The organism is Lactiplantibacillus sp. YT640 (genome assembly GCF_049745435.1).
Taxonomy (GTDB): Bacteria; Bacillota; Bacilli; order Lactobacillales; family Lactobacillaceae; genus Lactiplantibacillus; species Lactiplantibacillus plantarum.
Map to the genome: position 1 here is coordinate 1 of NZ_JBMNVY010000022.1, position 25,992 is coordinate 25,992.

Consider the following 25,992-nt stretch of genomic DNA (forward strand, 5'->3'; position numbering starts at 1 on the left):
CTCTTGATTCAAAACCAAGAGACCCTACACATTTGATTCGTCGAAACTTTGTTCAGTTTTCAAAGATCTAATTCCGTGTGTTAATTGCTTAACACAACTTAATCATCATAACATCTTAATCAATATCTTGTCAACAACTTTTTTTAAGAAGTAACTTGATTAATTTGTCGTGGTTGCCATTGCGACAACAGAAACTATCTTACCAATTACTGAAGAAGTTGTCAACAACTAATTTCAATAATTATTTGGTGGTGAGATGTATCTGCCGTAGCAGCAACGTTTACTAATATACCAATTGAAGTAAAAAGTGTCAACACTTTTTCTGAATTTCTTTTTATTAATAGTCAAACCAGCTTTCTTTCTCTATACTATTTAATTAAAGGAGCGACTAAATTATGCTAGCTTGGCTACCATTCTTTTTGATTTCATTAATGTTTATTGTTCTACTATACGCTTGTGCGCGATCAGCGCGCACAAATATCCAGCGTTTTAAGCAACTCAGTTTAATTGCCTTTCTCTGGGTCTTAACTGCTTTTTGCTACACACCTACCAGTTACAATTTTGGTACCCAACTCGTTATTCAATATATTCAATGGGGACCCGTTAAGCTGAACGTGATTCCTTTCCAACAACTTGACATTGAATTTTGGCTCAACGTTCTCCTCACTGTTCCATTGGGCGGTTTACTGGCATGGAATTTTCCCGACTTGCCCTGGCGTCGTTTTATTTGGTTGGGATTTCTTACGGGGCTAACACTCGAGCTGGGACAATTCATCCTTGACTGGTTGGTTAACCTCAAACGTTGGGTTGATATCGATGATGTCATCACAAATTGGGCTGGTGTCATTATCGGTGCCGCTGGTTATAAAATTGCACGTCATGTTCCCGGACTTCGCTGGTTGCAAAAATAACGTATATATAGAAGCAAAAAGCAAAATAGCGTTTGCTTAGCACCCACAAGTGCCAAACACTTCAGCGGTCTAGCTGTCATGAAATCGTAATTAAATAAGCGTCGCAGCCTTAAGTGGCTGCGACGCTTATTTAATTTAACTACTAACTATTAATGAAGCTGCCATCATCAGGATTCAAAAAACAGATCGAATACTCGCTTACGATCTTGGTTCCAGACCTGATTGTCACTAGTTGGATAAACTCGATTTGTTAACACAACCAGCCCAATTTGACGATCCAAATCAAAAGCAACTGCCGGGCCAGTAAAACCAGTATGGAAATATTGATGTCGTCCCGCACGTCGTTCCCAACCTAACGTCCGGCCATTTTCGTCATACTCGCCTAACCAGTCAAAGACATTTTCATCCAGCACCCGTTTGCCTTGATATTCACCAAAGTTTAACATCATTTCAATAAATACGGATAAATCCGTCAGCGTTGAGAACAAGCCTGCGTGACCACTCTCACCATTCAACAAAAAGGCTTTATAATCATGCACCTGTCCTTGAATCTGACCCCGCCGCGGATCAAACTCCGTCGGCACAAACCGAATCTTCGGACGATTTAAGTTATAACCCGTATTGGTCATCGCTAGTGGATAGCAAACGTGGTCTTGAATACTCCGAGCCAATGAGCCGTCAACCGCACGAATAATCCATCCCAATAAAATAAATCCCAGGTCTGAATAGACATACGTTGTCCCTGGTGCCGTGACGAGTGGCGCATCATAAACCGCTTTGATCAGATCTTCACGTTGCATCTTATCCAGGTTATCAATATCTGCCGGTAGCCCACTATTATGAAGTAACAAGTTTTTAATCGTTATTTCAGGATGAGTGAACCCAGGTAAAGACCGGGCAACCGAGTCCGTTAAATGAATCGTGTGGTCCGATAACAACTGAAAAATCCTCGTCGTGGTCCCTACAACCTTAGTTACCGATGCTAGGTCATAAATCATCGCAGGATCTAAGCCCACGGCAAACTCATCGCGGCCCTGCTTACCATGATAGTATTGATTGATACCTTTAGGGGTGATCAAGCTAAACGACGCCCCATAAATGTCGCCAGCTTCAATACAACTGTCAATATATTGTTCAATTTGTTCGAGCATCCGCATTACGCCCACCTTTCACTACATTCACTAGTTTCTGCTTATCTTCTTTATGATAACGAACTTCCTCATAAAATCAACGGCAAACGCTTTTAACACCCTCCACACCTCGTTGCACTTTTTATTAATTAACTAGTTAAACACTTGTTACATTATGGACAATATTCCACTTATATATCAAAACAAGTCTTGTTTTTAGCCGTTTTCTAAATATAATTAAGTGAATTACCAATGCCTATCTAGCTATGTAAGTACTGTTATATCAACGTTAATAGTCAACTTTTCAATAATAGATTGCAAAAAAATAACCCAAACGTGAAATAAATCACCTGAAAGCGGTTACAAATCCAGCAAAAAATGTTATGATTCAAATATAGAATTTTATCAATCATTTGATTGGATTCAAATTATGGAGGCGAGAAAATGATTACATCAGAAAAGACAACAAAACCAGCAGCTTGGAAAGGTTTCAAAGGCGGGCACTGGCAGGAAGAAATCAACATTCGTGATTTTATTCAAAATAACTTCACACAGTACAATGGCGACGAAAGCTTCCTGGCCGGACCAACAGCCGCTACTAAGACCTTGAATGACAAAGTCTTAGAATTAAAGAAACAAGAACGTGCCGCTGGTGGTGTGTTGGATGCTGATACTAAAGTCGTTGCAACGATTACTTCACACGGCCCTGGTTATATTCAAAAAGATCTCGAAAAGATTGTTGGTCTCCAGACTGACAAGCCTTTGAAGCGGGCCTTCATGCCATTTGGTGGTATTCGAATGGCTGATGACGCTTTGAAATCATACGGTTATACCCCTGATGAAGAAAACGACAAGATTTTCACTGAATATCGCAAGACTCATAACCAAGGCGTCTTCGATGTTTATACTCCTGACATGCGGAAAGCACGTCACTACAAGATCATCACCGGACTACCAGATGCATACGCACGTGGCCGTCTCATTCCTGATCTTCCACGGGTCGCTGTTTATGGGATCGATCGTTTGATGGAAGACAAAGCTAATGACTTTGCCCACATTGGTGATGGTGAATTGACTGATGATGTTATTCGCCTCCGTGAAGAAGTTCAAGATCAATACCGTGCTTTAGCAGATATGAAGAAGATGGCTGCCAGTTATGGCTACGATATTAGCAAGCCTGCAACTAATGCTCAAGAAGCTATTCAATGGATGTACTTCGCTTACTTAGCTGCTATCAAGACCCAAAACGGCGCTGCAATGTCCGTTGGCCGGATTGATACAACGATGGACATCTTCATCCAACGTGACTTGGACAATGGTGTTCTGGACGAAAGCCAAGCTCAAGAATTAATTGATCAATTCGTCATGAAACTACGGATGGTTCGGTTCATCCGTACTGAAGAATACAATTCTCTCTTCTCTGGTGACCCAATCTGGGCAACCTTATCAATGTGTGGTTTAGGCGTCGACGGTCAACACCATGTGACTAAGACCGCTTTCCGGATTTTAAAGACTTTGGACAACATGGGCGCCGCACCAGAACCAAACATCACGATTTTATGGTCAGACCGCTTACCAGAAGACTTCAAACGTTACGCAACTGAAGTTTCAATCGACAGTTCAACCATTCAGTATGAAAATGATGACTTGATGCGGGTACAATGGGGTACCGATTATTATGGCATTGCTTGCTGTGTTTCCGCACAACCAATTGCTGATGGAATCCAGTACTTCGGTGCCCGGGCAAACTTAGCCAAAGCGATTCTTTATGCCATCAATGGTGGCCGCGACGAAATTGCTGGAGATCAAGTTGGCCCTGCTTACGAACCAATTACTTCAGAATACATCGATTACGACGAATTCATGAAGAAATTAGACAAGCAAATGGATTGGTTAGCTGACACTTACGTTAACTCACTGAATGCAATTCATTATATGCATGATAAGTACTACTATGAAGCTGCCCAATTAGCTTTGAAGAATACTGATCTTGATCGGACCTTTGCAACTGGGATTTCTGGCTTATCACATGCCGCGGATTCAATCTCAGCTATCAAGTATGGTCACGTTAAAGTAATTCGTGACGAACGTGGTATCGCCGTTGACTTCAAAGCCGACAATGACTACCCACGTTATGGGAACAATGACGATCGCGCTGATGACATTGCTAAATGGTTAGTCAAAGAATTATACAGCAAGATGAACACGCATCACCTCTATCGGAATGCCAAACTTTCAACTTCTGTTTTGACGATTACCTCCAACGTTGTTTATGGTAAGAACACTGGTACCACACCAAATGGCCGTCAAAAAGGCGAACCATTCTCACCAGGTGCTAACCCTGCATACGGTGCTGAAAAGAGTGGTGCATTAGCTTCACTTCTTTCAACTGCCAAATTACCATACCGTTACGCAACTGACGGGATTTCCAACACGTTCGGCGTTACTCCTAACACGTTAGGCCATGACCTCGAATCACGGAAAGACACGTTAGTAAACATGTTAGACGGTTACATGAAGAACGATGGGATGCACTTGAACATCAACGTCTTCAATAAAGACACTTTGATTGATGCTCAGAAACACCCTGAAGAATACCCAACATTAACGGTTCGGGTTTCTGGCTACTGTGTCTACTTCGCAGATTTAACCAAGGAACAACAAGATGACGTTATTTCACGGACATTCTTCGAATCAATGTAACATTTAATCTTTAATAGTTAAGAAGGCGAAAGGCTCATGGAAAACAAACAAGTTTCAACAACGCAAGCGGCGGCAAAGGAGCCTTTGATAGGCTACGTTCACTCCATCGAAACGTTTGGCTCCGTTGACGGACCAGGTATCCGTTACGTGGCATTCCTTCAAGGATGCCACATGCGTTGCCAATACTGTCACAACCCTGATACTTGGAAACTCAACGTTGGCGATCAAATGACGGCCGACGAGATTCTCGAAGACGCGGCTAAATACCGGGCTTTCTGGGGCAAGACGGGTGGCATCACAGTCAGTGGTGGTGAATCACTGGTACAAATCGACTTCATCTTAGACTTATTCGAAAAAGCCAAGGCGATGAATATCAGTACTTGTCTGGATACCTCTGGACAGCCTTTTACCCGAGAACAACCTTTCTTTGACAAGTTCGAACGTCTAATGAAGGTCACGGACATTTCGTTGGTCGACATTAAGCACATCGATTCTGCCAAACACAAGCAGTTGACCCAGTATGGGAACGAAAATATCTTGGATATGATTCAGTACATGGCCCAACACCACGATGATATGTGGATTCGTCACGTCCTGGTTCCCCAACGGACTGATTACGATGAAGACTTGAAGAAACTCGGCGATTACATTGCTAAGATTCCAAACGACGTCGTTCAAAAAGTCGAAGTATTGCCGTACCATACTTTGGGCGTTAAAAAATATCATGAAATGAAGATCAAGTACCGGCTTGAAGGAATCGAGTCTCCAACCCAAGATCGGGTGGCAAATGCCGAAAAACTACTGCACACCGCTGATTACAACGGGTACAAGACATGGATGCCATTGCCAAAACTTTAAATCGGCATTTCTAGCATGACTAAAACACCAGCGATACAATCGTCTACGGATGGTTGTGTCACTGGTGTTTTTTTGCTGGCTCGACGCATGCACGTATTGCTGGCTGGAATTAGTACAGTGGCACGCAAAAAAAGCGCCGCAAGCCTAAACCAGCAACGTCTTTCCTTAATCATGCCCTATCCAATGACCGTCAGCCCTTGAACTAGCTGCGAACAGGCCGGCCACTAACTATGAATGCCTAGTTCCATTCGAGCTTCGCGGGACATCATACTTTCGTTCCAAGCAGGTTCCCACACAATCTCAATCTCGATATTGTTAACTTCTGGTAATTTGATCAGTTCATCGTGAATGTCCTTAGCCAACCATTCGGTCAAAGGACAGCCCGCAATGGTCAACGTCATGGTAATTTCAGCGGTCCCCTCCGCCGTCAATTGTGCATCATAGATCAACCCCAAGTTAACCAGATCAATTCCTAATTCAGGGTCAATGACATGTCCTAGCGCCTCGAAGGCCCGGTCTTTAAACGTTGTTGTCATCGTATCTCGTCCTTCCATACCAGCTTGAATTCACTGATTAATCACGCCAACGTTTCGCGGTATAAGTGCCACCACACTTGATACACGTCATCGTTATATAAAGCGCTTTCTTGTCTACTTCTATTGTACCGTATGTCAGCCCATATTCAATCAATTATTAGCGCTAATTAGCCGACTTTTCAAACGATCGGTCAATCAGCAAATTATGCGACTATTTCTCGAAAAAATTTACTATAATCCCCGATATAGCAGCGTTTTGAGTCACTATTGATTTTTATTGCGAATTCGCGGTTGTTTTTGTTGTAAGCGTTTGCGGTTTATGCTATTATACTAAGTGAGGAAAGGAATTAATCCTCGATTAGCAAAGCTTCTCAAAAGAGTTTGGCTGTCGCTGTAATGTTAGACAGCTAGTATCACAGTTTGGGTCGTTATCGAAACCGTTTTAAGCGCCGTGAAGCGTTATCGGTCTAGCGAGTGTCGTGAGATTTACGTTGGATGACTGAACGTTGACCCTTAGATAAACGATAACCGCAAAGAATTAATTGGCATTAGAATGACGAACAGATTTTAACTAAGTTTTAGTTGGAAACAGGTGTCTCCGATGACCAGTTGTTAGTTCCACATTACCAGTTCCATTTGTAGACTCAGGTATTACAAAGTTTAAACGGAGGTGCATGTCTGTTACGAAGACATTCCCAAGTTTTAAACGCGAGTTTGACTTTCGTTAAAACCCGTCTAACGAGTCGCAATCAAGTAACAACCTTACTTTAGATCGACTATAGCAGATAGTTACAATAAATACGGGTTAGTCCGTTAGAAGTTGGACACGCGTAAAATTGAATAGCATGAAGGTGTATCATATTAACACTGAACAATTTTTCATTGCTAATCAGGATTATTCCTCATAAGTAGAACTCAAGTAGAGAAGCCTTGGGTTCTATTTTTTTTGCTCTAAAATCAGATTTACCAACAGTCTGCACCAGTCGTAACCGTTTACATCCTCTTACGAAAACCGTATACTGAATTTAAATCAAGTTGCACATTGAGGAGGACTTTAGTTTTGAAAACGATTAATTTAGGTCACAGCAATATTCAAGCTTCCAGCGTGGCGCTTGGCATCATGCGCATGGACGCCTTGGATGTCGCTCAAGCCACCAAGGTTATCGATACCGCTGTTGATTTAGGCATCAATTACGTTGATTCAGCTGATATCTACGGTGGTGGTCAATCATCGACCATCTTCGGTCAAGCACTCAAGCAGGCTCACGTATCGCGTGATCAGCTCTATATTCAGTCAAAAGGCGGCATCGTTCCTGGCAAGCGTTACGACTTTTCCAAACAGCACATACTGGCAGCCGTGGATGGCGAACTTCAACGCTTAGGTGTTGATTATCTCGACACCTTCCTCCTCCATCGACCGGACGCCCTGATGGAACCCGAAGAAGTTGCTGCCGCTTTTGACAAGTTGCAAACTAGCGGCAAGGTGCGCCACTTTGGCGTCTCTAACTTCAATCCCATGCAAGTTGACATGCTTCAAGCGGCACTAAACCAACGGCTCATCATCAACCAACTCCAATTTGGTATCATGCATACCGGTGCGATCGACTTTGGCTTGCACACGAACATGCAGGACGAACGTAGTCTTAACCACGACGGCGAGATGATCGAATACTCACGGCTCCATAAGATGACGATTCAAGCTTGGTCGCCTTATCAATACGGTAACTTCGCGGGTATCTTCTTAGACAATCCGAAGTTTCCAGAACTTAATAATGCCATGCAAGCACTCGCCGATGAGAAACAGGTCACTAAATCAGCTATTGCGACCGCATGGATTCTCCGGCACCCAGCCCACTTCCAAGTCATCCTTGGTACGATGAATCCGGAACATCTAGCTCAAAATGCTGCTGGAGCAGACGTTACGCTTTCTCGGCAAGAATGGTACGACATTTACTTTGCAGCTGGCAACGATTTACCTTAATCACGATCGACCTAACAGAATTGACGATTAGTTTTTACAATCAAAACGACGACCCCAAATCAGGATTGATTTTCAGGTCGTCGTTTTTTAGACGTTTCACTAACATTTTTGATGTACTCACCACATCTACGCGTATACTTAATCTTATCAAGACTCAGGAGGCGAGCGAATGACATCCACTTGCACGATCTGTGAACGAATCAAACTAATTCAGGCACATCAGAATCCTTATTTCGTTTACGAACTCACAACGGGCTACGTGGTCCTTGCTGATAGCCAGTACTTTGAAGGCTACACGCTCTTTTTAGCCAAACATCACGTTACCGAATTACATCATTTACCGGCACACGAGAAGTTACGATACCTTGAGGAGATGAGTATCGTCCAGGAAGCTTGTGCGCAGGCCTTTCATGCAGACAAAATGAACATTGAACTACTCGGGAATGGTGACGCGCATGTTCATTGGCACTTATTTCCTCGCCATAACGGTGATACGCCCAACCCCGGTCCCGTCTGGTGGACACCGCTGGAAACAATTTATGGTGATGATGTCAGTCTAGACATTCCCCGTTTAAGCCGGTTAAAGCGCACGCTCAGCGTAGCAATTGAGGCCACGCTTAATGCTCGGGAAGCAGAATTGCAGGCTTTAGAGGCACTCACAAGGCCTGCTAGCCACAGAATTGACAGCAATTAGACCAAATCAGGACCCAGACCCGCTTAGATCTTGGTGGCTACACCCCAATTCTTAATCGCAATCCGTCACCGTATTTCAAATTGCCAAAATCCACCTATTTACCCGACCGACTATCATACGCTCGCTTAGATTTATAGCCAGCTCGAAAAACCGTCTTCATAACTTCAATGTGCCGTTCCTTAGTTGCTTGTGCCTTAGTTCCAAAAATAAAGCGGGCCCATTCGCGCTGATAACCAGGTGTCAAAGCCACAAAGAACGTTTGCAATTCAGCATCAACCGCTAACAATTCGGTTACCGCCGGAATATTTTTTTCAAATGAACTGAGGGGTGCTGTACTCATAATCAAACCTCCGATTAGTTTTACTTAAATTTACTGTAAGAAAGGGAAAATCCCTAATTTTCAGGTTTTTATATTTCGAATTTTCATAAAATTGCGCTATCATTATAGTATAAGTATTATTATTTGACTACTATAATTGACCATACTGCTATTCACCAAGGGGAGCCCTGCTATGCCAAAATTTGATATCACCCTCATCAGTCCCGAACGCGCTAAAGCGATGTTGACTGAATATAAAGAACAACGTAAGAACTCTGTCCCACATCTGGCCCATCCTGGCCGCTATATCTTGCCGGATTACAAATTAACTCGTCGCCGGGCCGCATTCAAAATTGTTAAACATACCTTTTTAACGCCCCACTACAAGTCTTACGTTGCCATGGACTCTGACAACGGCCACACACTCTGGTTTCATAATTTCGGTTCCCTAACCGAAGCTTTATTCTGGTTAGAAACCGGCCTTAAAATCAGCGATACCGACTCCCATTCTAACTACAAGGAATGGATGGCTAAGCACACTACGGAAATCGAAACCTTCAAAGACTTGCTGCGCGAGCAGAAGCATAAACAAGGGCCCAAGACTAAGAAAAAAGCCAAGTAGCCCGTTTTGACACCTAGATTCAGATAAGCAGCAGTACGCCCATTAGCGTGCTGCTGCTTTTATTTACGATCAACTGTGCCATTCATTACTGACTAGGCCAACCTAAAAGTGGCTATCCAAAAACGACTGCAGCTTGCGTGCAATCACGCGATGACCGGCATTGTTCGGATGCAAAGTATCCACCGAATAAATGGCCGCTTGAGCGGGAATCGCAAACGTCATTCCCGCATCACGGTACAAGCTCAAATGTGGGACGCCATAGTCCGCAGTCATCTGGGCAATCGCTGCTTCATAATCTGACTGACGATACCCGAGACCATTAGTCACCGCACTAAAACTGCCGCCAAAATCAGAGCCAATATGAATTGCTGAAATAAATAACTTCGGCACGGTCGGCCAATTCGTCTGTAATCCCGTCAGTAACACCATTAACGCGCCATAAAATGTCGTCATATCGCAATCACCGTATTGCCCTAACGGCTGATTCCGACCATAGTCATTGACGCCCCCAAAGACAGCAATAAAATCAGCATCTTCAGGAATAGCTTGATAGCGCGCCGCCATCGCATCGTAGCGACTCCCAATCGTTGAACCAGAGATTCCCAAATTATCGCTCCGCTCGACATCCCAATCAGCCGCCAAAATATCATGATAATGCACCGTCGCCAACCCATTATTCGCCGTAATCGAATCTCCCAACCACGCCGGCCGCTTAAAACTAACATGCCCATTACTAATCGCCATAGCCAATCCTCCCTTTACTATCATCGCTATCATTCTAATCCATCCCACCTGAATTATGGTATAAAGATGCCTTTATTTAAAGTCAACAGCCACCAGCTTAGGCCCGCTGGAAACAGTTCCGGTTAGCGTAAACCTGCTTAGTTCGTTCGTCCTACGCCGCCCTCCAGGCATTTCTGCCAATTGCTGGAACGCGGTGGACACAGATTTAAGCCGAAGACCACGTCTTAAATACTGGTCTTCCACTAACCAAGCCAAGGACGCTTGCTAAGTGGAATTTCACCGCTGAGCATTGGCCGAAACGCCTTCCAGTCGGGACAGTATTCGAATGGCGGACGAAGATGTACCCAACTTTTGATGAATTTGTCATTGTTCTCCATAAACAGTAATTTTGTTAATCAACTGTTAGGTCGAAAAGATATTGGGNGAAGATGTACCCAACTTTTGATGAATTTGTCATTGTTCTCCATAAACAGTAATTTTGTTAATCAACTGTTAGGTCGAAAAGATATTGGGATAGCTCGCTATTTCGGAATTACTATAGTAATAATAGAACACCTCAACAAAGTGGTTAGGGTAACCCTAACGTCTCGTTTAAAGTTCCTGTATCAAAATAACCAACGACCAATTGTGCCGAGTTAAGTGGCCGTTCATCAGCCATTCGAGCGGCTTCCTGAAACGTGTTCGGTGCCACTAAAGTCTGTGCTTGCTATGCCAACGGACAAATGCCCAAACCGCATTAATCCGTTGGCTAGACAATGCTCGGCTTCAACCCGTGGCTTGAGACTGGAGGGGCTGGGTGACAATGCTCAGTAGCCAAATTATTCTTAGTCGGAAGTGATTTCCTTCCGGCTTAGAATAAGACTCGTATTTGAGATGACGCGGGTTATTCGTTAGCTCAAATCGATGTCGGCTGCGTTCCAGCAATTGTCACCCAGCCCCGGAGGTCGGAATAGGACGCTCACTGGCTGACGAACAGAAAACCAACCCTAAAAGGCATCTTTCTACCATTATTTCAAACAGGTGGGCCAAGCTTAAAAGGCTCGTATTATGGAAATCCATAATACGAGCCTAGTTTAATTGATATATTTAGTTCAACTGAGTAGCGCTAATCGGCTTCCGTTTCACGTTTCCGTGCAGTACGCCGTTCGCGTGCGTAGTCAGTTTTAGTTGTGATTTCAACGTCACGTGCTAGCCGTTTCCGGCGTGCTAATTCAGCTGCTTTGGCATTGGCTTTCGCAGCTTCCTTGACTGGATCAGTCGTTAAGTCGTGATGGATCGAGTACAGTAAGACGAGCGCGACAATCGTTAATGGGAAGCCAGACATCGCACAGATGGACTGAATCGATTCAAAGCCACCGACCGTGACAAGCCCCAATGAGAAGACTAGGAAGATAACGACCCAGCTCATCCGATTGAAACGACTTGGTTGTTCCCCCGCGGCCAACTTTTTACTAGTAAATGACGAGGTAATGAAGGCAAATGAAGATACCGTCGTTGCTAAGAAAATAAAGCAAGATAGGCAGTACAAAGCCAGCATAATCATCTTCAATGGTAAGGTCGACAATACTGCTGCAATCACAGCGGCTTGTCCTTGCGTATTTAAGATATGAACTAAGTTAACGATGCCCATCCGTTGCAAGTATAAGGCATAACCACCCAAGATGGCGTAGAAACTGACACAACCTAATGAGCCCCATAGCAACATACCACCGAGTACCTGACGAATCGTCCGGCCCCGAGAAATCCGGGCAATGAATAAGCCCATGACTGGCATAAAGGATAACCACCAGCCCCAGTAGAAGATCGTCTGCCGTTGCATGGCCGTTGCGTGACCATTTGGTGCAGTATTCGTGCTCAACGTAATAAACTTATTGACAAACAAGCCAATACTATTAGTTTCCGAGTTTAAAATATACAAAGTTGGGCCAACAATTAAAACAACGATTAGGAAGCCAATCGCTAACCAAACATGGGCAGCACTTAGCCGACCGATTCCCTTCTTCAAGCCATTAAAAACAGCCATGGCGAAAATTACGAATAATAAGGCAAATAACCCTAACTTTAAAGTCATCGTATCGGCAATCCCGGTAACGGCACTCAAAACTTTTGAAATGACGGGGATTTCCATCCCGACTGAAGTACCAACACCACCCATAATCCCAATAATAACGAGAAAATCAATCGTGTTCCGGGCAATTTGCTTACCCTTACCAGGACCTTGTAGTACTGAAATTGCGGCACTGAGCCGCTGAACCTTGATGTGTTTAACATACATTGCATAGGCAATTGCAATCGTGGCTGGCGCAAACATCATCCACGCCATTGGTCCCCAATTAAATTGTCCCAGCATGTGCGCATAATTATATGCAGAAGTTGAAAACGGCTTGACGCCGAATGAAGGGCTTTGGAGGTACCGTAACGGGTCAACCATGCTCAACATTAAAATGCTGGCATCGATCCCGGTCGCGTAAACCATACTGCCCCAGTGATACGTTGAAAATTCTGGTTTGTCATCAGGATCACCAAGTTTGGTTTTCCCTAACTTACTAAACCCTAAGTAAATGAAAAAGATAAAAGTGATCACATATACCGACATATAAAGCCAGCTCATGTTATTTGTGAGCCAGTTCAAGATGCCACTTAAACTCGTCTCCAGCGAATGGCCCCCCATTAATAAAACAACGGAAGCCGCCGCAAAGAGCCCAATTGTTGGTAAATAGACCCACCAATCAATATTCTTACTTTTTAAAATAATAAACCTGCTACTGAGCATATACTCTCTATATTTAGATCAAATTCGTGGTTCTTCCTACCAGCAATGGTAGTCCCCACGCGTAAATTTCCGACTAGCAATCGGTACACCCCTCCGAGTTAATCCTCGGAGCACTCAGCACCCTGACTGTATCAGGTTTGACCGGCATTGTCATCCGCATTCTGTTTGTGCTAACTCAAAATCAGTAGCAGAATTTCCTTCTTTCCGTTGGTTGAATCCGGACAACGCCATACTGACAAATGATTTTTAATTGCTTAATCGACGTTGGTGTTCATCTTGTTTAGCTAGTGTTTCTATTACCATCGTGCCTTTAGCACACGACCGTCGTCACACCACGTAACGATTAATGGTTACACTGCTCTTGCTAATAGATAACCCCCTTGAATCACCAGATAAGCCCACCGCACAACTGTTAGATTAATTGCTTGGTGCACCAAAAAAGCGCTTAGTACCGGGTAACAAGTTACCACCTGCACAGCGCACGTTGGCTTATACAAATGCTGATTTCAGTATTTTCTGATATCTGATGTTCGTTTATAAGTATACTAGTATTAAATCAGAAGTAAAATCAACCATTTTGAGCCGTCGAGGCCTAACCCGTCAAGGATTAGACGAGTTTTACACCCATATTTTTTCTGAAACTTTTTAAAAGTTTTCGCAATAATTAGTTTTTAGTTTAGAATCATTCTTATCTGTTTCAATTAAACCGATTTCATGTTATTCTTGTAACAAGTAAAAAAACGTTATCATCTAAAAGGAGGGGAACTGCATGCGGCACTACTATAAATTAATTTTAACGGTCAGCGTCGGTATCATTGCGGTTATTTTACAGTTTGGTTTGCACTACCAATTGGCAGCACAAATCATCATTACATTAATGGGGTCACTTATGGCCTTATCAATGTTAGTTGAGATGATCAAAACCTTACGTTCAGGTAAGTACGGGGTTGATTTATTAGCAATTACGGCGATTGTGGCAACACTAGCTGTCGGCGAATATTGGGCTAGCCTTGTCGTTCTAATTATGCTCACTGGGGGTGACTCGTTAGAAGATTATGCGGCCAAACGAGCGAATACCGAATTGAAAGCCTTGCTCGATAATTCACCACGTATTGCCCACCGCTCAGTCGCCGGCCAATTAACAGATATTGCCGTTGAAGATGTCCAAATTGGTGATCAGCTAGTCGTCAAACCTGGTGAGCTAGTTCCAGTAGACGGTCACCTTATTCAAGGAACGGCACTCTTTGATGAATCTTCATTGACGGGTGAATCTAAACCAGTCGACAAGCACGTTGGCGATGACATTATGTCTGGTGCGGTCAACGGCGATAGTGCCGTTACAATGGTTGTTGATAAATTAGCCATTGATAGTCAATACCAACAGTTAGTCAAATTGGTTAAAGAATCCGAATCACGACCAGCCAAATTCGTACGGCTGGCCGATCGCTATGCAGTCCCATTCACCTTGGTAGCATACGTCATTGCCGGAGTAGCTTGGGCATTCAGCGGTGATCCCCACCGATTTGCAGAAGTCCTCGTAGTGGCTTCACCTTGCCCGCTGATTCTCGCCGCACCCGTTGCACTCGTCTCAGGGATGAGCCGAACTAGTCGGAACGGAATCGTGGTCAAGACTGGGGACATGTTGGAGAAGTTATCTACGGCTAAGTCCGCCGCGTTTGATAAGACGGGGACCATTACCAGTGGTCAATTAACAGTCAACCAAATTGTTCCTCAGCCTGGTTTTACTGCCGAACAAATCTTGCACCTCGCAGCGAGCGCTGAACAAAACTCAAGTCATATCCTGGCCCGCTCACTCGTCAAGTATGCGAGTGCCACTAGCCTCAGCCCGGCAACACAATTAGCAGAAGTAACGGGTAATGGGGTCACGGCAACGATTGAGCAGCAACAGGTCAAAGTGGGCAAACTTAAATTCGTCGCACCGACTACAACCGCCAAGCCACTTGCTACTACTGCTATCTACGTCGGCATCGATGACCAGTACGCGGGTTACATCACGTTTATCGACAATGTCCGCCCCGAAGCAGCCGCCACGCTTCAAGCACTCCACGCTGAGGGCGTTCAAAACGTCATGATGCTTACTGGTGACCAACAGGCAATTGCTGATCATATTGCCGCCGATGTCGGTATCGATACCGTTGCTGCCGACCTCCTACCCGCAGATAAGATTGCCCACTTAAAGGCTGTACCAGCGGCCGAACGCCCCGTTATCATGGTTGGTGATGGTGTTAATGACGCGCCTTCCTTGGCTGTTGCTGACGTCGGCATTGCCATGGGCGCCCATGGCTCAACTGCTGCTAGTGAATCGGCCGACGTCGTCATCTTAAAAGACGATCTCAGTCGCGTGGTCACGGCGGTGCGCATTGCTAAAGATACCATGCAAGTGGCTAAACAAGCCGTTTGGATTGGGATTGCTATCTGTACGATCTTGATGTTGATTGCCAGCACTGGTATCATTCCGGCACTCTTTGGCGCTATGCTTCAAGAAGTTGTTGATACGGTCTCAATTCTTTGGGCGCTACGTGCATTACGGGATCGGCCACAATCATCAGTCTCATCAACAACCACAACTCCCATAACAAAGGATGTGAGCTAACCATGCCAGAATGGCTCTTACGATGGGCACAATCGGCACTGACTTTTGTCGTTGTTTTAACGTTCGTTTCAGTCGTTTTACTCAACGTACCACTAAAAGAAGCAATTCTCGTTGATTTTGCTTACATGCTATTAACGCTCGCCTTCGATTGGTACCGCAGTCGGCACCATGCCTCGCGCTAATTATTCAATCTAATAGTCACTAACGATGGTTTTACCAATCATTAATCAAAAAAATCGTTCCCAGATGTCTTCTTGGGAACGATTTTTTTAGTTAATGCTCAATGCTTCGGTTTAGGGTGAGACCGTCCACTTACATTCAAGCCTTACTTGGCCAACATATAACTAACTTTTACGTCGTCCATAATCGTGGCAAGTGGTACCACATCATCAAGCAAAATTGAATACCAATGTTTCTTATTCATATGATAGCCCGGTAAATAATGTTGTCCATCAATCAGCATAGATAAGTCTTCTGGGCGCGCTCGCAAATCTAATACCGTCACAACATGTGTTGCGCCCGGCAACGCCAGTTTATCGGAAGTTACCGTCAATAATGCGCCATACCATTTGTGCGTGTCTGAGCGTCGCCAAACCGCGTTTTGTGGAAATTTAGGCCACAAGAACTCAAGATCGTCACCATAAACAGCTTTGACTTGCGCAATCAGCTTACGCTCCGGGGTCGATTGGAAGACGTCATTATCGTAACAATGCTGTTCGATGTTGTATAAAACATCTTGATAAGCCTGCGCTACTTGACCTACAAACTGACCATGGGCTTGGGATGTCAGGTGTAAAACATATACTTCACTAGTCGTCGTATCCGTTAATGTCGTGTTCAGACTGCCATCAGTGTTCAACTCGATTATCATTTCAAATTGGCCTTGCATAATTAAAGTTCGGAACTGATACTGACCATTCTGATTGGGTTCAAATCCAAACTGACTGAGTTTGCTCATATTGACCCGTTTATTCTCAAATCTAACTCTTGCCATCTGCTGCGCCTCCAACTTCATTCCCACTTATCCTGAATGTGATGCTCGACTATTGCAATCCACAAACAAGTCAACGCACTCGTTGTCGTCTGATAGCCGCTATATCATTTTATAAGTAATCACCCGTAAGGCCAATTCAATTGACCATTGCTGTGTTAGTAAGCCGACCTTTCACAACAATTGCCATTGTTCCAATCAGCCAATACTTGCGCTAAAGCTCAGCTAATCTTGAAAAGACTTCACTAACTCGTTTTTATTGTTTTTTTATACCCGTCCAGCCACAATCTATGGCACAATAGTTGATAAGTACTGGCAATTGATGACCTACTTGGTTCTTTAAACCAGCATAACACAATCATTTTGGCTCGTGGTATTAACACATACATATCGTTGGTTATGACCTGACCCTGTACCAAATATCTTTTTAGCCAGCACAGAACCATGTCTGCGCTGACCAATTTACTAAATAATAACGGAGGTCCTAATTTGAAAAAATATCGCGATTATCGTACCGCCATTGCCCGAACATTGACCATGATTCGACCTACCGATGAAGGCCTCGCCAAGGGTGCCAAAGCGATTCAGGAAATCTTAAACCTGGCGCTTGATCCTGATACCATCGTAGATTCGGATAATGCACGCATAGCTAGACTAGCCACTAGTAACTCACACAATGAGACCAGCGGCCACGCTACGCAAGCAAACGCGGAAGATTCATCATCATCCGTCAAAACAACTTCTGCACAATCCAATGGGCAAACAATCATGCAAGTAAAGCGCGATTTAAAGGGGTTTGATTTAGTCGACCCCAATGATCCGACCGGCACACCACGCTACCACTACGATGAAATTTTGGCCCGACAACTGGTGATTCACCACGATGATCAGGTCCTGTTAGAACAAAATTTACGGCAACATCGACAACCTTATATTGATAAAATCGTTAGTCACGCTACTACAGCGGATCCGATTACTGTCGCACCATTTTTCGTTGTTCATTATCAAGACACCGATGATACTTATCACATCGAACAAGATTATAACGGCACAACCTTATCGTCGCTCAATCCGGCAATGAACGATGTTACGTTCACTAGTCAAGAAGCGCAATATCAGCGCATCAGTAATGGTCAATTAGTCGACCTGGCTTGGTATAAGGAGCGGCCTGAGAAGGTGGTTATTCGTTACGTTCATCATAGCTCGAGTCAACCGACCTCGAATAAAGCAGCCAAACCAGCTAAAAAGGCCACTATCCACACAACCACCGTGCCAGTGACGCTGCGCACCTTAGACTTTGATCTGCACGAAAAAACAGTTGCCATCGTCATGGGCGACGTTGGTACGCGCCGAACACAGATCACGCAACTCATTGATGAGCACAACGGGCACACCTTATTGATTGATGCTTTTAAACACAGTAATAGCACCAACTTCTATTACCGGCAAATCGGTCAAGCAGACCTCGTGGTCATGATTCAGAATCAGAATAAACACGCCACTTCCAAAACACTGAATAAAGCTGTCAAGCATTACGGTATTAAAATGACGATTGCTGATGGCGGCGGGCTGCAGCAGATTGAACGAGCCGTTTACCGCGGAATCGCTGATCTTCCCGCTTATGAGAGTGGCAATCCCATTAGCTACCCCCGCATTAATGACGCTTCACAGTAGCAGCCATTTAGCCCATTAAAACCACAGTAAAAGCCCCGCAGCAGCTAACTAAAACGTTTAGCTATTGCGGGGCTTTAAACATATTTCGGCACAAACCTTAAACTACATCGTTGTTCAGTAGCAGACACATCATAGCCTAATTTCAGTCACCGAACGATTGCACTTAAACTGTTTGACGCTGGTTATCCTGAATCGCAACTGGAATAAAGTCAAAGGTCGCGTAATCGAATAACCCCCGTGCCGTTAACTTCAACGTTGGAATCACGGGTAATGTCAAAAACGATAGCGTAATGAACGGATCAAAGCTAAGTGGCCGCTCGCTAATGACCTCATACGCTCGTTTAAGTTCGGCCAACTGTTCAGCAACTTTTTGATAGCTCGCTGCAGACAGCAAGCCCCCAATGGCAAGCGGCATGGTCGCTAGCACTTGTTCATCGTCAACGACCGCAATTCCCCCGTTATCTTGGGTAATCTGGGCTACCGCCCGTAAGATTGCGGCATCCGACGTTCCGACCGCAACAATATTATGAGCATCATGTGCCACCGTACCAGCGATAGCTCCCTGTTTAAGTGCGAAGCCATGAACTAAGCCGACGCCCACCTTGCCCGTGTTATGATGGCGCTCGATGACAACCATTTTGAGAATATCACGTTGGCAATCCGCTTCAAAATTCTGCGTTGCATCAATCGGGAGTGTTAAGTGATCCGTCTCGATATGGTTCGGCTGCACACCAATTACATTTGCCAACCCGGTCGCTAGTGGTAATTGGAAGTCGGCTAGTTGTGCATGGTGCTGAACACGCGTTGCAGTAAACGGCAATGGTTTTGTCGTGCTTGGTAATATCCACTGTCCCCGCTTCATCGTCCGCGCAATCCTAACGTGTTCGAGATCATCTAAGACCACTAAATCTGCCAACTGCCCGGCTGACAGACTACCCCGATCACTTAAACGATGCGCCATCGCGCCGTTGAGACTAGCCAATGTGTAGGCTAGTTCAGGACGCATCCCGCTCTGCATAGCTAGGCGCACGTTATAATCAATCGACCCTTCTGTGAGCAAGTCACTAATCGTCTTATCATCCGTACAAAAAGCAAACCGGCTAGCATTAGCTTCGGTCACTGCACCAATCGTCGGCAAAACATCGCGTTCAACCGTCCCTTCACGCAAGAAAACAGCCATACCAGCCCGCACACGATCCTGTGCTTCCGCCACTGTCATACATTCATGATCAGTATCCAGTCCCGCATTGCGCATCACATTGAGCTGGTGCGCATTCAAACCGGCAGCGTGACCATCCGCATGATAGCCATACGCATAGGCATCACTAATTTTAGCCAGGGTGTCAGTATCACCACGCGCAACGGCCCCATAGTCCATTACTTCCGCCAGTCCCCGAACCTCCGACTGTTGGTAAAGTGGGCGCAAGTCAGCAGCATGTAGCGTTGCCCCGTTATCATCAAAGGGAACACACGGTACCGATGACGGTAGCATAAAACAGACATCTAGTGGTGTTTGGCGCGCATCATCAATTAGGTACTGAATGCCAGCAATACCCGCAACATTGGCAAGTTCATGTGGATCAGTCGCAATTGTCGTGACGCCGTGCTGTAGTAAGACTTTTCCCAACTCGCTAGGTGCCACCATCGAACTCTCCATATGCACATGTGCATCGATCATGCCGGGAACGATCCACTGACCGGTCGCATCGACATGCTGGGCCGCTATGTACGGCTCGTCACGCAAGTTACTAATAATCCGGCCGTGATCGATCCACAAACTGGTGGCTTCAAATTCACGGGTATAAACGTTTAACACTTGTGCACCAGTAATCACCATTTCAACTGTCTTCGTCATCGTTATTTTCTCCTCACTAGTCAGTCTGCCTACGGAGAAAGCAAACGGGTCCACACGGCAAATTAAGCAGTGTAGACCCGTCGACTCAATTCGCTTATAGTCCAGTGTTTACGGCACTGGGTAGAAACTCGCCATCCATATCATGGCATTATATAGGCAATTAGTTGTATTGATAAATTGTTCCTTACTTTACCAGCCTTTTCAGTTACATGCAAGCCCTAATTATCATAAATGATTGGTACAATGAACTTAGAACTAGACATGAATATTCACCTAAATCAATGTCGGGTCTGCCACAAACAGCGCTGGCATTTTAAATGAACGGCATACGATTTGCGACAAGGTCCCTTACTGGTGACGCCATCTAACCAGAATGCTGATTAGGATGTTGTTCTGCGTACATTGAAACGCAACATGTTCCGATAATGGCAAGCCCGTGAATAAAACCGTCGGCCGTTAAGTCGTCTTTTATAATGATTTGCGAGCAGTCGCCTTTGATTTAAAGCGGACCCGCTACGATTAATCAACAGTCATATTTTTAAACATTCTTTTGCTGACTATAAGTTCATTTACGTTTACAATAAAGCTAAATTAATATTAATATACATAACTATTTTTTAGGAGCTGATGATTTTGATGATGATGAATAATCCGACCATGCTCTCATACATTCGTCGGGAACAGCCAGTACTAGAGCGGTTGTTAACCAATTATCCCAAACAGATTACGGCGGCCTTGACTGCCACCCCTGATCATCCACAACACTGGTTGATCCTCGCAACTGGTTCAAGACTCAACGCCGCCAACACCGCCCGCTTATACATGCAAAAGACGGCCGCCCTCCAAGTGACCATTGCTGCGGCCGACCTCTACGTCACTTATGAGGAAGCTGATCCCAGTGTCGATGTTGTTATCGGGATTTCTCTAAAAGATGATGATCCAACCATGCAAGCGGCAATCGAAAAAGCCCACACGGCCAGTCAAGCTCATGTCATTATCGTGACTAATCAAAAATCGACTGCTCTGACCGCAATGGCCGATGCAACTTGTGACTTACTAACTGGCAAAGAATCAGTGCCCTATATTACACTAAGCTTTCAAGCCATCGTGCTCACTTTAATGTTGCTTGCCGTCCGCAGTGCTGCCCTTCAAGCACGGTTAACCGAATTAGCAATCAATCAAGAATTAGACGAGTTCAGTTTTCTGATTGAAAGCATGAATCCAACTGTTCAACGGGCGAACGACTTCTACCGTAAGTTCACTATTGATTTCACTAACGCCCCTCAATTTACAGCTATCGGTGCTAACGTCCTAGCTGGAACACTAACTGAAATGCAAGCCAAATTCACCGAAATCCTCCGGGTACCAACGCATGGTTACTCATTAGCCTCATTTACCCACGGTGGCTTTATGGGGACGCATGAAGATCACTGTCAGTTCTATCTTGAAATCAATACAGATCCAGCTGTCATGACCCAATTACAGGCCGTCAAGACGTACGAATCGCGATTAACGCCCCACATTTATACCATCAGTCTCACTGGTGACCAGCCGACCATCAATGATGATCAAACCCTCCAGCTCGAAGCCGTTGCTGATCCGTATAAAGCCCCACTACTTGCGATTATCCCGTTCCAAGTCTTAGCTTGGTTCATTGCCAAATCACGCGGGATCAATTTGAACCATCCCATGTACGCAGATTTTCAAGCGGCTACTAAACTCAAGTAAAGATTACTAAATCAACGCAAAATGACCAGTATCGATATTCTTCGATACTGGTCATTTTAATTAATGCTCGTTTTCCGTAACTGCGTAATACCGAATTCTCTTATGTTGACGCTGTGCATAGCCAATTTCTTGCCTAGTCCGCTCACCAATGTAGCCAGCGACATTAATGACTACTACTTCATCTGCCAAGTCGATTTTTTTCAAATGTGTCTGGCGTAAATTCTGAAGCTCAATCGGTGTTAATACTTCATCACTGAAAGCTGGCTTTAAAACAATAACACCTTGTTTACTCAGAGCCAGCTCAACCGTTTCAAATACTGCCGCATATTTTCTAGACCCACATAAAGTAACTATTTTAACAGCCATTCGTCAACCTTCCCTAAAGTGAACTGATCGACCAACGATTAAACCTCCGTTGCAGTCACATGCTTAGTTTTCACTGCAGTTCGCTGATTCAAGTGCGCCATACCAACACCAGTGAAACCGCTGATTACCGAGATAACTGGACAAAGTAAACTGAAGAAAACAAATGGTAAGTATTGGACGGTTGGTACTCCCAGCGTCGTCGTCAGGAAGACGCCGCCAACGCCCCACGGGACTAGGTAATTGATTACCGTACCGCCATCTTCAAGGACCCGCCCCAGTGCATTTCCGGATAAGCCACCATCATTGAATGCCTGGCGAAAAGCGCGCCCTGGTAAGATAATCGAAAGAAATTGTTCACCAACAAACACGTTGACACCAATACAAGTTAATACACCCGCCAATACTAACTTGCCATCGCTATTCAAGTGCTTAGCAACCGGAGTCATAATTTGATTGATCAGTCCAAACTTGACCAACAATCCTCCTAAGGATAGCGTAACCACAATTAACGCGACCATACTCATCATGCTGACGATTCCGCCCCGTGAAAGCAACGTATCAACACTCGTATTCCCCGTCTTCGAAACAAATCCCGTGTTAATAATGGCGGTTAACTTCGCCAGTGATAACTCAGGCTGTTCAAATAGAATCAAGCCCGCCGAAATAAAAATATTTAAAAGCATCGTTGGAATGGCTGGCATTTTAAACCCGGCACAAATGAAGACTAAGACGATTGGTAATAATGCCAAGGCTGAGATACTGAAATGACCATTTAAAACCGCAACTGTTTGATTGATCTTGGCTAAGCTTGTCTCCGTATTACTGTGCCCCAGCATAGCAAACAAGCCTAATGAAATGAGCCCGGCCGGTAGCGTGCTCCATAAGATATGTTTAATGTGCGTAAAAAGATCAGTATCCACTACGGCTGAAGCTAAATTATTGGTTTCTGATAATGGTGATAATTTATCGCCGAAGATTCCACCACTGATAATTGCACCGGCAACTAAGGCTGGATTCAGATTCATGGTCACGCCCATGCCGAAAAAGGCAATTCCGACCGTCGATGTTACCGTAAAGGCACTGCCGACCGCCGCACCGACTAGGGTACAAACAATAAAGACTGATGGCAAAAACCACTGAATATTAATGATTTTGAATCCAATCACCATGAGTGTGGGAATCGTTCCCGCCGCAATCCAAGTTGAAATCATCGCACCAATGAGAATAAAGATGAAGATTGGCACGATTCCTTTATCAATGCCCTCTTTAATCCCGGCATTAACTGCTGACCATGGAAACCCGCGCAACATCGCCCAAGCAGTGACAACGCCCATTGCGAGTAATACGGGAACTTGGGGCGATAATCCCCAACCAATCACACCCGCACTCATAATTCCGAGGACGACCAGTAAGACAATGACTGCTTCTAAGGTACTAATTTGTGGTGCTTTTGTTTTGTTCATAATTTATTACCCCTTCGATTGATAAAATTCCAGTGACGCATATTCATCATCAAAATTTTAATATCGTGCAATCCCACCACAGCGTTGATTTGTCATTATTCTCATCCTCTTCATCAAAAAAATCGTCCCCATTGTTCATATGAACAACAGGGACGATTAGACTAGTCGCGGTACCACCCAGGTTGCGGATTATTGACACTTAATCCACCACTCACTAGAAGATAACGGTTCTAGTTATTATCCGTTCAGTCGAAACTCGGTTACCGTATTTCAATCATAGTAGCTGACCGGTTCGCAGCAACCACCGGCTTCCTGACACCTACCACTATGTCTACTTGATGTAACGTTATCGTACAGTTATTAACTTGTGATTAACAATACCACCATTTTTTATCATCGTCAAGCCATTTTATAATATAATTCTCATTTTAAGATTACGACCGTGTTACAGCTCGCAAGCGCGCTTGGTGGGCAAAAGTGATGCCACCAAATAGTAACGTCCAAATAATCGCACCGATTGCACCGACAATATCAGCTTGAATGAAGAATAGACTGGCAAAAATGAGAACAAAAAAGGCAATCGTCAGTGGGCTCGTGATTCGGTACGCCGGCATCTTAAACCCATCCGCCAGATAGTCATTAGATAGCCGGTACTTCCGGTGGGCCAGCATCGCCAGCGTGTAAACAATCAGGTACATATCACTAGAGATCCCGGTCACGACGGTAAAAACTGCCGTTGTTGCAGCACTTAAACTCATGATGGGGGTCACTAGCACTAGTATCGCGGACAACACGATTGCTGCTGCTGGCACACCACTTTTCGAAATCTGACCAAAGATTTGGTGCATGCGACTCGTAACTGGCATTTCAGTGGCTAGCTGATAGAAGTGACGTCCAGCTGAGAACAAACAACTATTTAGCGATGAGGCTGCCGATGTTAAGACGACAAAGTTAATGATGGCGGCCGCTGCTGGGTATCCTGCCAACTTGAAGACTTGCACAAACGGACTGCTATCGGGTGACAGTGATGTCCACGGAATAATGCCCATAATGACAATTAACGCACCAATATAAAACAACAAGATCCGCAACAAAGTTTCATTGACCGCCTTTTTGATAACGCGGTGAGGGTTCTTGGCCTCACCAATCGTTATACTGACAAATTCAATGCCCTGAAAAGCAAAGAAGACCATTGGAAATGCCGAGATAAAGTTAGCTAGCCCATTGGGAAAGACCTGATAATTATGGAACAAATTGCCGATTGAAGCCTGGCCTAATGGGGTTGGGTGATGTCCCACCATCATGAAAATACCAGTGATAATCAGTGCAACGATTGCGACGATCTTAATCATCGCAAACCAGAACTCTGCTTCGCCAAATAACCGTGCAGCCGTTAAATTAACGCCCGCCAAAATTAACAGGAAGCTAATCTCAATTAGCCAGGCGGGGACATTTGGTAACCAAAATTTGACGTACGTTGCCGTAGCCGTCAGCTCAGCCATACAGACAAAAATCAAACCGATCCAATAGGTCCACCCTGTAAAATGACCAACACTCGGTCCCAAATAGCGGGAAATAAACGCCACGAATGTGTGTTGGGTAGGATCAGAATAGAACATCTCACCAATTGCCCGCATCATTAAAAAGAAGAAGAAGCCCAACACCAAGTACACCCACATGACTGACGGTCCCGTCTTTGAAATCGTACTCCCTGAACCAAGAAATAATCCTGTCCCAATCGTGCCACCAATTGCAATCATTTGGACATGCCGGTTACTAAGCGCCCGGATCGTGCCATCAGCATTAGTTATTTTCATAAGACCCCTCCACAAATTTTAATGACTTTGTTGTTAAAATTTAATGTTGTGTCATTATAGCACGCTCTAGCTTTCACTTAATTGCGATTTTTAACTGTTAACCCCTGTTTTTAACGACGAATAGGTCGCAATACTTTGTTTTCTAAAGCTGTCTTCCTTATTGAAAACGTCACCAAAGCTGTAGTTTCTGCGTTTGACCGCCTAATTTGGCGC

General features: G+C 44.6%; 20 protein-coding genes and 1 riboswitch. Of the genes, 10 read left to right on the plus strand and 10 right to left on the minus strand.

The genetic code is table 11. From position 1 onward, the window contains the following. Positions 1-395 precede the first annotated feature (395 nt). Entirely contained in the window at positions 396-911 is a 516-nt protein-coding gene (locus ACOV1R_RS11950) for a VanZ family protein (RefSeq protein ID WP_003643489.1), read from the plus strand. Positions 912-1,078: 167 nt separating this feature from the next. On the opposite strand, the gene ACOV1R_RS11955 is transcribed toward ACOV1R_RS11950, so the two are convergent. Beyond that, positions 1,079-2,068 (minus strand): serine hydrolase domain-containing protein, encoded by a 990-nt coding sequence (locus tag ACOV1R_RS11955; RefSeq protein ID WP_015381036.1) that lies wholly within the window; start codon positions 2,066-2,068, stop codon positions 1,079-1,081. Between the two features lie 417 nt (positions 2,069-2,485). Here ACOV1R_RS11955 and pflB point away from each other — a divergent pair, with 417 nt between their 5' ends. Both pflB and pflA read left to right on the plus strand, forming a co-directional pair. After that, positions 2,486-4,744: a formate C-acetyltransferase gene (pflB, locus tag ACOV1R_RS11960; RefSeq protein ID WP_003642836.1), complete on the plus strand. Its 2,259-nt coding sequence runs from the start codon at positions 2,486-2,488 to the stop codon at positions 4,742-4,744. A gap of 36 nt (positions 4,745-4,780) precedes the next feature. Beyond that, positions 4,781-5,602, plus strand: coding sequence for a pyruvate formate-lyase-activating protein (pflA, locus tag ACOV1R_RS11965; RefSeq protein WP_003642837.1), 822 nt, complete (start codon positions 4,781-4,783; stop codon positions 5,600-5,602). A 224-nt stretch (positions 5,603-5,826) separates the two neighbouring features. Here the strand turns inward: pflA and ACOV1R_RS11970 are convergent, their stop codons facing one another. Beyond that, the gene (locus ACOV1R_RS11970; RefSeq protein WP_003643490.1) at positions 5,827-6,138 is read right to left on the minus strand and encodes a metal-sulfur cluster assembly factor; all 312 of its coding nucleotides are present in this window, start codon (positions 6,136-6,138) and stop codon (positions 5,827-5,829) included. A gap of 1,060 nt (positions 6,139-7,198) precedes the next feature. Between ACOV1R_RS11970 and ACOV1R_RS11975 the strand changes: the two genes are divergently transcribed. Then, on the plus strand, positions 7,199-8,119 hold the full coding sequence (locus ACOV1R_RS11975; protein ID WP_015381038.1) for an aldo/keto reductase: 921 nt from the start codon (positions 7,199-7,201) through the stop codon (positions 8,117-8,119). A 169-nt stretch (positions 8,120-8,288) separates the two neighbouring features. Then, entirely contained in the window at positions 8,289-8,813 is a 525-nt protein-coding gene (locus ACOV1R_RS11980; RefSeq protein WP_003643491.1) for an HIT family protein, read from the plus strand. Between the two features lie 94 nt (positions 8,814-8,907). On the opposite strand, the gene ACOV1R_RS11985 is transcribed toward ACOV1R_RS11980, so the two are convergent. Further along, positions 8,908-9,153 (minus strand): YdeI/OmpD-associated family protein, encoded by a 246-nt coding sequence (locus tag ACOV1R_RS11985; RefSeq protein ID WP_021357434.1) that lies wholly within the window; start codon positions 9,151-9,153, stop codon positions 8,908-8,910. A gap of 172 nt (positions 9,154-9,325) precedes the next feature. On the opposite strand from ACOV1R_RS11985, the gene ACOV1R_RS11990 reads away from it, so the two are divergent. Then, positions 9,326-9,754 (plus strand): hypothetical protein, encoded by a 429-nt coding sequence (locus ACOV1R_RS11990; protein WP_003642842.1) that lies wholly within the window; start codon positions 9,326-9,328, stop codon positions 9,752-9,754. Positions 9,755-9,856: 102 nt separating this feature from the next. On the opposite strand, the gene ACOV1R_RS11995 is transcribed toward ACOV1R_RS11990, so the two are convergent. Next, positions 9,857-10,498 carry an SGNH/GDSL hydrolase family protein gene (locus tag ACOV1R_RS11995; RefSeq protein WP_015381040.1) on the minus strand — a complete coding sequence of 214 codons (642 nt, stop codon included), beginning with the start codon at positions 10,496-10,498 and terminating at the stop codon, positions 9,857-9,859. Between the two features lie 1,105 nt (positions 10,499-11,603). Continuing rightward, the gene (locus tag ACOV1R_RS12000) at positions 11,604-13,271 is read right to left on the minus strand and encodes a BCCT family transporter (protein ID WP_003642847.1); all 1,668 of its coding nucleotides are present in this window, start codon (positions 13,269-13,271) and stop codon (positions 11,604-11,606) included. 769 nt (positions 13,272-14,040) lie between these two features. On the opposite strand from ACOV1R_RS12000, the gene ACOV1R_RS12005 reads away from it, so the two are divergent. Both ACOV1R_RS12005 and ACOV1R_RS12010 read left to right on the plus strand, forming a co-directional pair. Beyond that, complete coding sequence (locus tag ACOV1R_RS12005; protein WP_015381041.1) at positions 14,041-15,885, plus strand: heavy metal translocating P-type ATPase; 1,845 nt, start codon at positions 14,041-14,043, stop codon at positions 15,883-15,885. Between the two features lie 2 nt (positions 15,886-15,887). Further along, the gene (locus ACOV1R_RS12010) at positions 15,888-16,067 is read left to right on the plus strand and encodes a hypothetical protein (protein WP_003642849.1); all 180 of its coding nucleotides are present in this window, start codon (positions 15,888-15,890) and stop codon (positions 16,065-16,067) included. Positions 16,068-16,210: 143 nt separating this feature from the next. Here the strand turns inward: ACOV1R_RS12010 and ACOV1R_RS12015 are convergent, their stop codons facing one another. Then, complete coding sequence (locus tag ACOV1R_RS12015) at positions 16,211-16,879, minus strand: MmcQ/YjbR family DNA-binding protein (RefSeq protein ID WP_015826060.1); 669 nt, start codon at positions 16,877-16,879, stop codon at positions 16,211-16,213. A 486-nt stretch (positions 16,880-17,365) separates the two neighbouring features. Between ACOV1R_RS12015 and ACOV1R_RS12020 the strand changes: the two genes are divergently transcribed. Further along, positions 17,366-18,550 carry a DUF2325 domain-containing protein gene (locus ACOV1R_RS12020; protein ID WP_021357446.1) on the plus strand — a complete coding sequence of 395 codons (1,185 nt, stop codon included), beginning with the start codon at positions 17,366-17,368 and terminating at the stop codon, positions 18,548-18,550. Positions 18,551-18,713: 163 nt separating this feature from the next. Here the strand turns inward: ACOV1R_RS12020 and ade are convergent, their stop codons facing one another. Continuing rightward, a complete protein-coding gene (ade, locus tag ACOV1R_RS12025) occupies positions 18,714-20,405 on the minus strand; it encodes an adenine deaminase (protein WP_013355992.1) in 1,692 nt (563 codons plus the stop codon). 77 nt (positions 20,406-20,482) lie between these two features. Next, positions 20,483-20,581, minus strand: a riboswitch (purine riboswitch). 451 nt (positions 20,582-21,032) lie between these two features. On the opposite strand from ade, the gene ACOV1R_RS12030 reads away from it, so the two are divergent. Further along, positions 21,033-22,133, plus strand: a complete 1,101-nt coding sequence (locus ACOV1R_RS12030; RefSeq protein WP_015379490.1) for an SIS domain-containing protein — start codon at positions 21,033-21,035, stop codon at positions 22,131-22,133. Positions 22,134-22,193: 60 nt separating this feature from the next. On the opposite strand, the gene ACOV1R_RS12035 is transcribed toward ACOV1R_RS12030, so the two are convergent. The 3 genes from ACOV1R_RS12035 to ACOV1R_RS12045 form a co-directional block, all read right to left on the minus strand. After that, a complete protein-coding gene (locus tag ACOV1R_RS12035) occupies positions 22,194-22,499 on the minus strand; it encodes a hypothetical protein (protein WP_013355995.1) in 306 nt (101 codons plus the stop codon). 38 nt (positions 22,500-22,537) lie between these two features. Continuing rightward, positions 22,538-23,962: a Na+/H+ antiporter NhaC gene (gene nhaC, locus ACOV1R_RS12040; RefSeq protein ID WP_003643500.1), complete on the minus strand. Its 1,425-nt coding sequence runs from the start codon at positions 23,960-23,962 to the stop codon at positions 22,538-22,540. A gap of 434 nt (positions 23,963-24,396) precedes the next feature. Then, positions 24,397-25,779: an amino acid permease gene (locus tag ACOV1R_RS12045; RefSeq protein ID WP_015379491.1), complete on the minus strand. Its 1,383-nt coding sequence runs from the start codon at positions 25,777-25,779 to the stop codon at positions 24,397-24,399. Positions 25,780-25,992: the final 213 nt, after the last annotated feature.

What these genes read in the sequence shown, in the direction of transcription:
- ACOV1R_RS11950 (WP_003643489.1), top strand. Translation starts at nt 396, where the DNA reads ATGCTAGCTTGGCTACCATTCTTTTTGATTTCATTAATGTTTATTGTT.
- ACOV1R_RS11955 (WP_015381036.1), bottom strand. Translation starts at nt 2,068, where the DNA reads ATGCGGATGCTCGAACAAATTGAACAATATATTGACAGTTGTATTGAA.
- pflB (WP_003642836.1), top strand. Translation starts at nt 2,486, where the DNA reads ATGATTACATCAGAAAAGACAACAAAACCAGCAGCTTGGAAAGGTTTC.
- pflA (WP_003642837.1), top strand. Translation starts at nt 4,781, where the DNA reads ATGGAAAACAAACAAGTTTCAACAACGCAAGCGGCGGCAAAGGAGCCT.
- ACOV1R_RS11970 (WP_003643490.1), bottom strand. Translation starts at nt 6,138, where the DNA reads ATGACAACAACGTTTAAAGACCGGGCCTTCGAGGCGCTAGGACATGTC.
- ACOV1R_RS11980 (WP_003643491.1), top strand. Translation starts at nt 8,289, where the DNA reads ATGACATCCACTTGCACGATCTGTGAACGAATCAAACTAATTCAGGCA.
- ACOV1R_RS11985 (WP_021357434.1), bottom strand. Translation starts at nt 9,153, where the DNA reads ATGAGTACAGCACCCCTCAGTTCATTTGAAAAAAATATTCCGGCGGTA.
- ACOV1R_RS11990 (WP_003642842.1), top strand. Translation starts at nt 9,326, where the DNA reads ATGCCAAAATTTGATATCACCCTCATCAGTCCCGAACGCGCTAAAGCG.
- ACOV1R_RS11995 (WP_015381040.1), bottom strand. Translation starts at nt 10,498, where the DNA reads ATGGCGATTAGTAATGGGCATGTTAGTTTTAAGCGGCCGGCGTGGTTG.
- ACOV1R_RS12000 (WP_003642847.1), bottom strand. Translation starts at nt 13,271, where the DNA reads ATGCTCAGTAGCAGGTTTATTATTTTAAAAAGTAAGAATATTGATTGG.
- ACOV1R_RS12005 (WP_015381041.1), top strand. Translation starts at nt 14,041, where the DNA reads ATGCGGCACTACTATAAATTAATTTTAACGGTCAGCGTCGGTATCATT.
- ACOV1R_RS12010 (WP_003642849.1), top strand. Translation starts at nt 15,888, where the DNA reads ATGCCAGAATGGCTCTTACGATGGGCACAATCGGCACTGACTTTTGTC.
- ACOV1R_RS12015 (WP_015826060.1), bottom strand. Translation starts at nt 16,879, where the DNA reads ATGGCAAGAGTTAGATTTGAGAATAAACGGGTCAATATGAGCAAACTC.
- ade (WP_013355992.1), bottom strand. Translation starts at nt 20,405, where the DNA reads ATGACGAAGACAGTTGAAATGGTGATTACTGGTGCACAAGTGTTAAAC.
- ACOV1R_RS12030 (WP_015379490.1), top strand. Translation starts at nt 21,033, where the DNA reads ATGATTTTGATGATGATGAATAATCCGACCATGCTCTCATACATTCGT.
- ACOV1R_RS12035 (WP_013355995.1), bottom strand. Translation starts at nt 22,499, where the DNA reads ATGGCTGTTAAAATAGTTACTTTATGTGGGTCTAGAAAATATGCGGCA.
- nhaC (WP_003643500.1), bottom strand. Translation starts at nt 23,962, where the DNA reads ATGAACAAAACAAAAGCACCACAAATTAGTACCTTAGAAGCAGTCATT.
- ACOV1R_RS12045 (WP_015379491.1), bottom strand. Translation starts at nt 25,779, where the DNA reads ATGAAAATAACTAATGCTGATGGCACGATCCGGGCGCTTAGTAACCGG.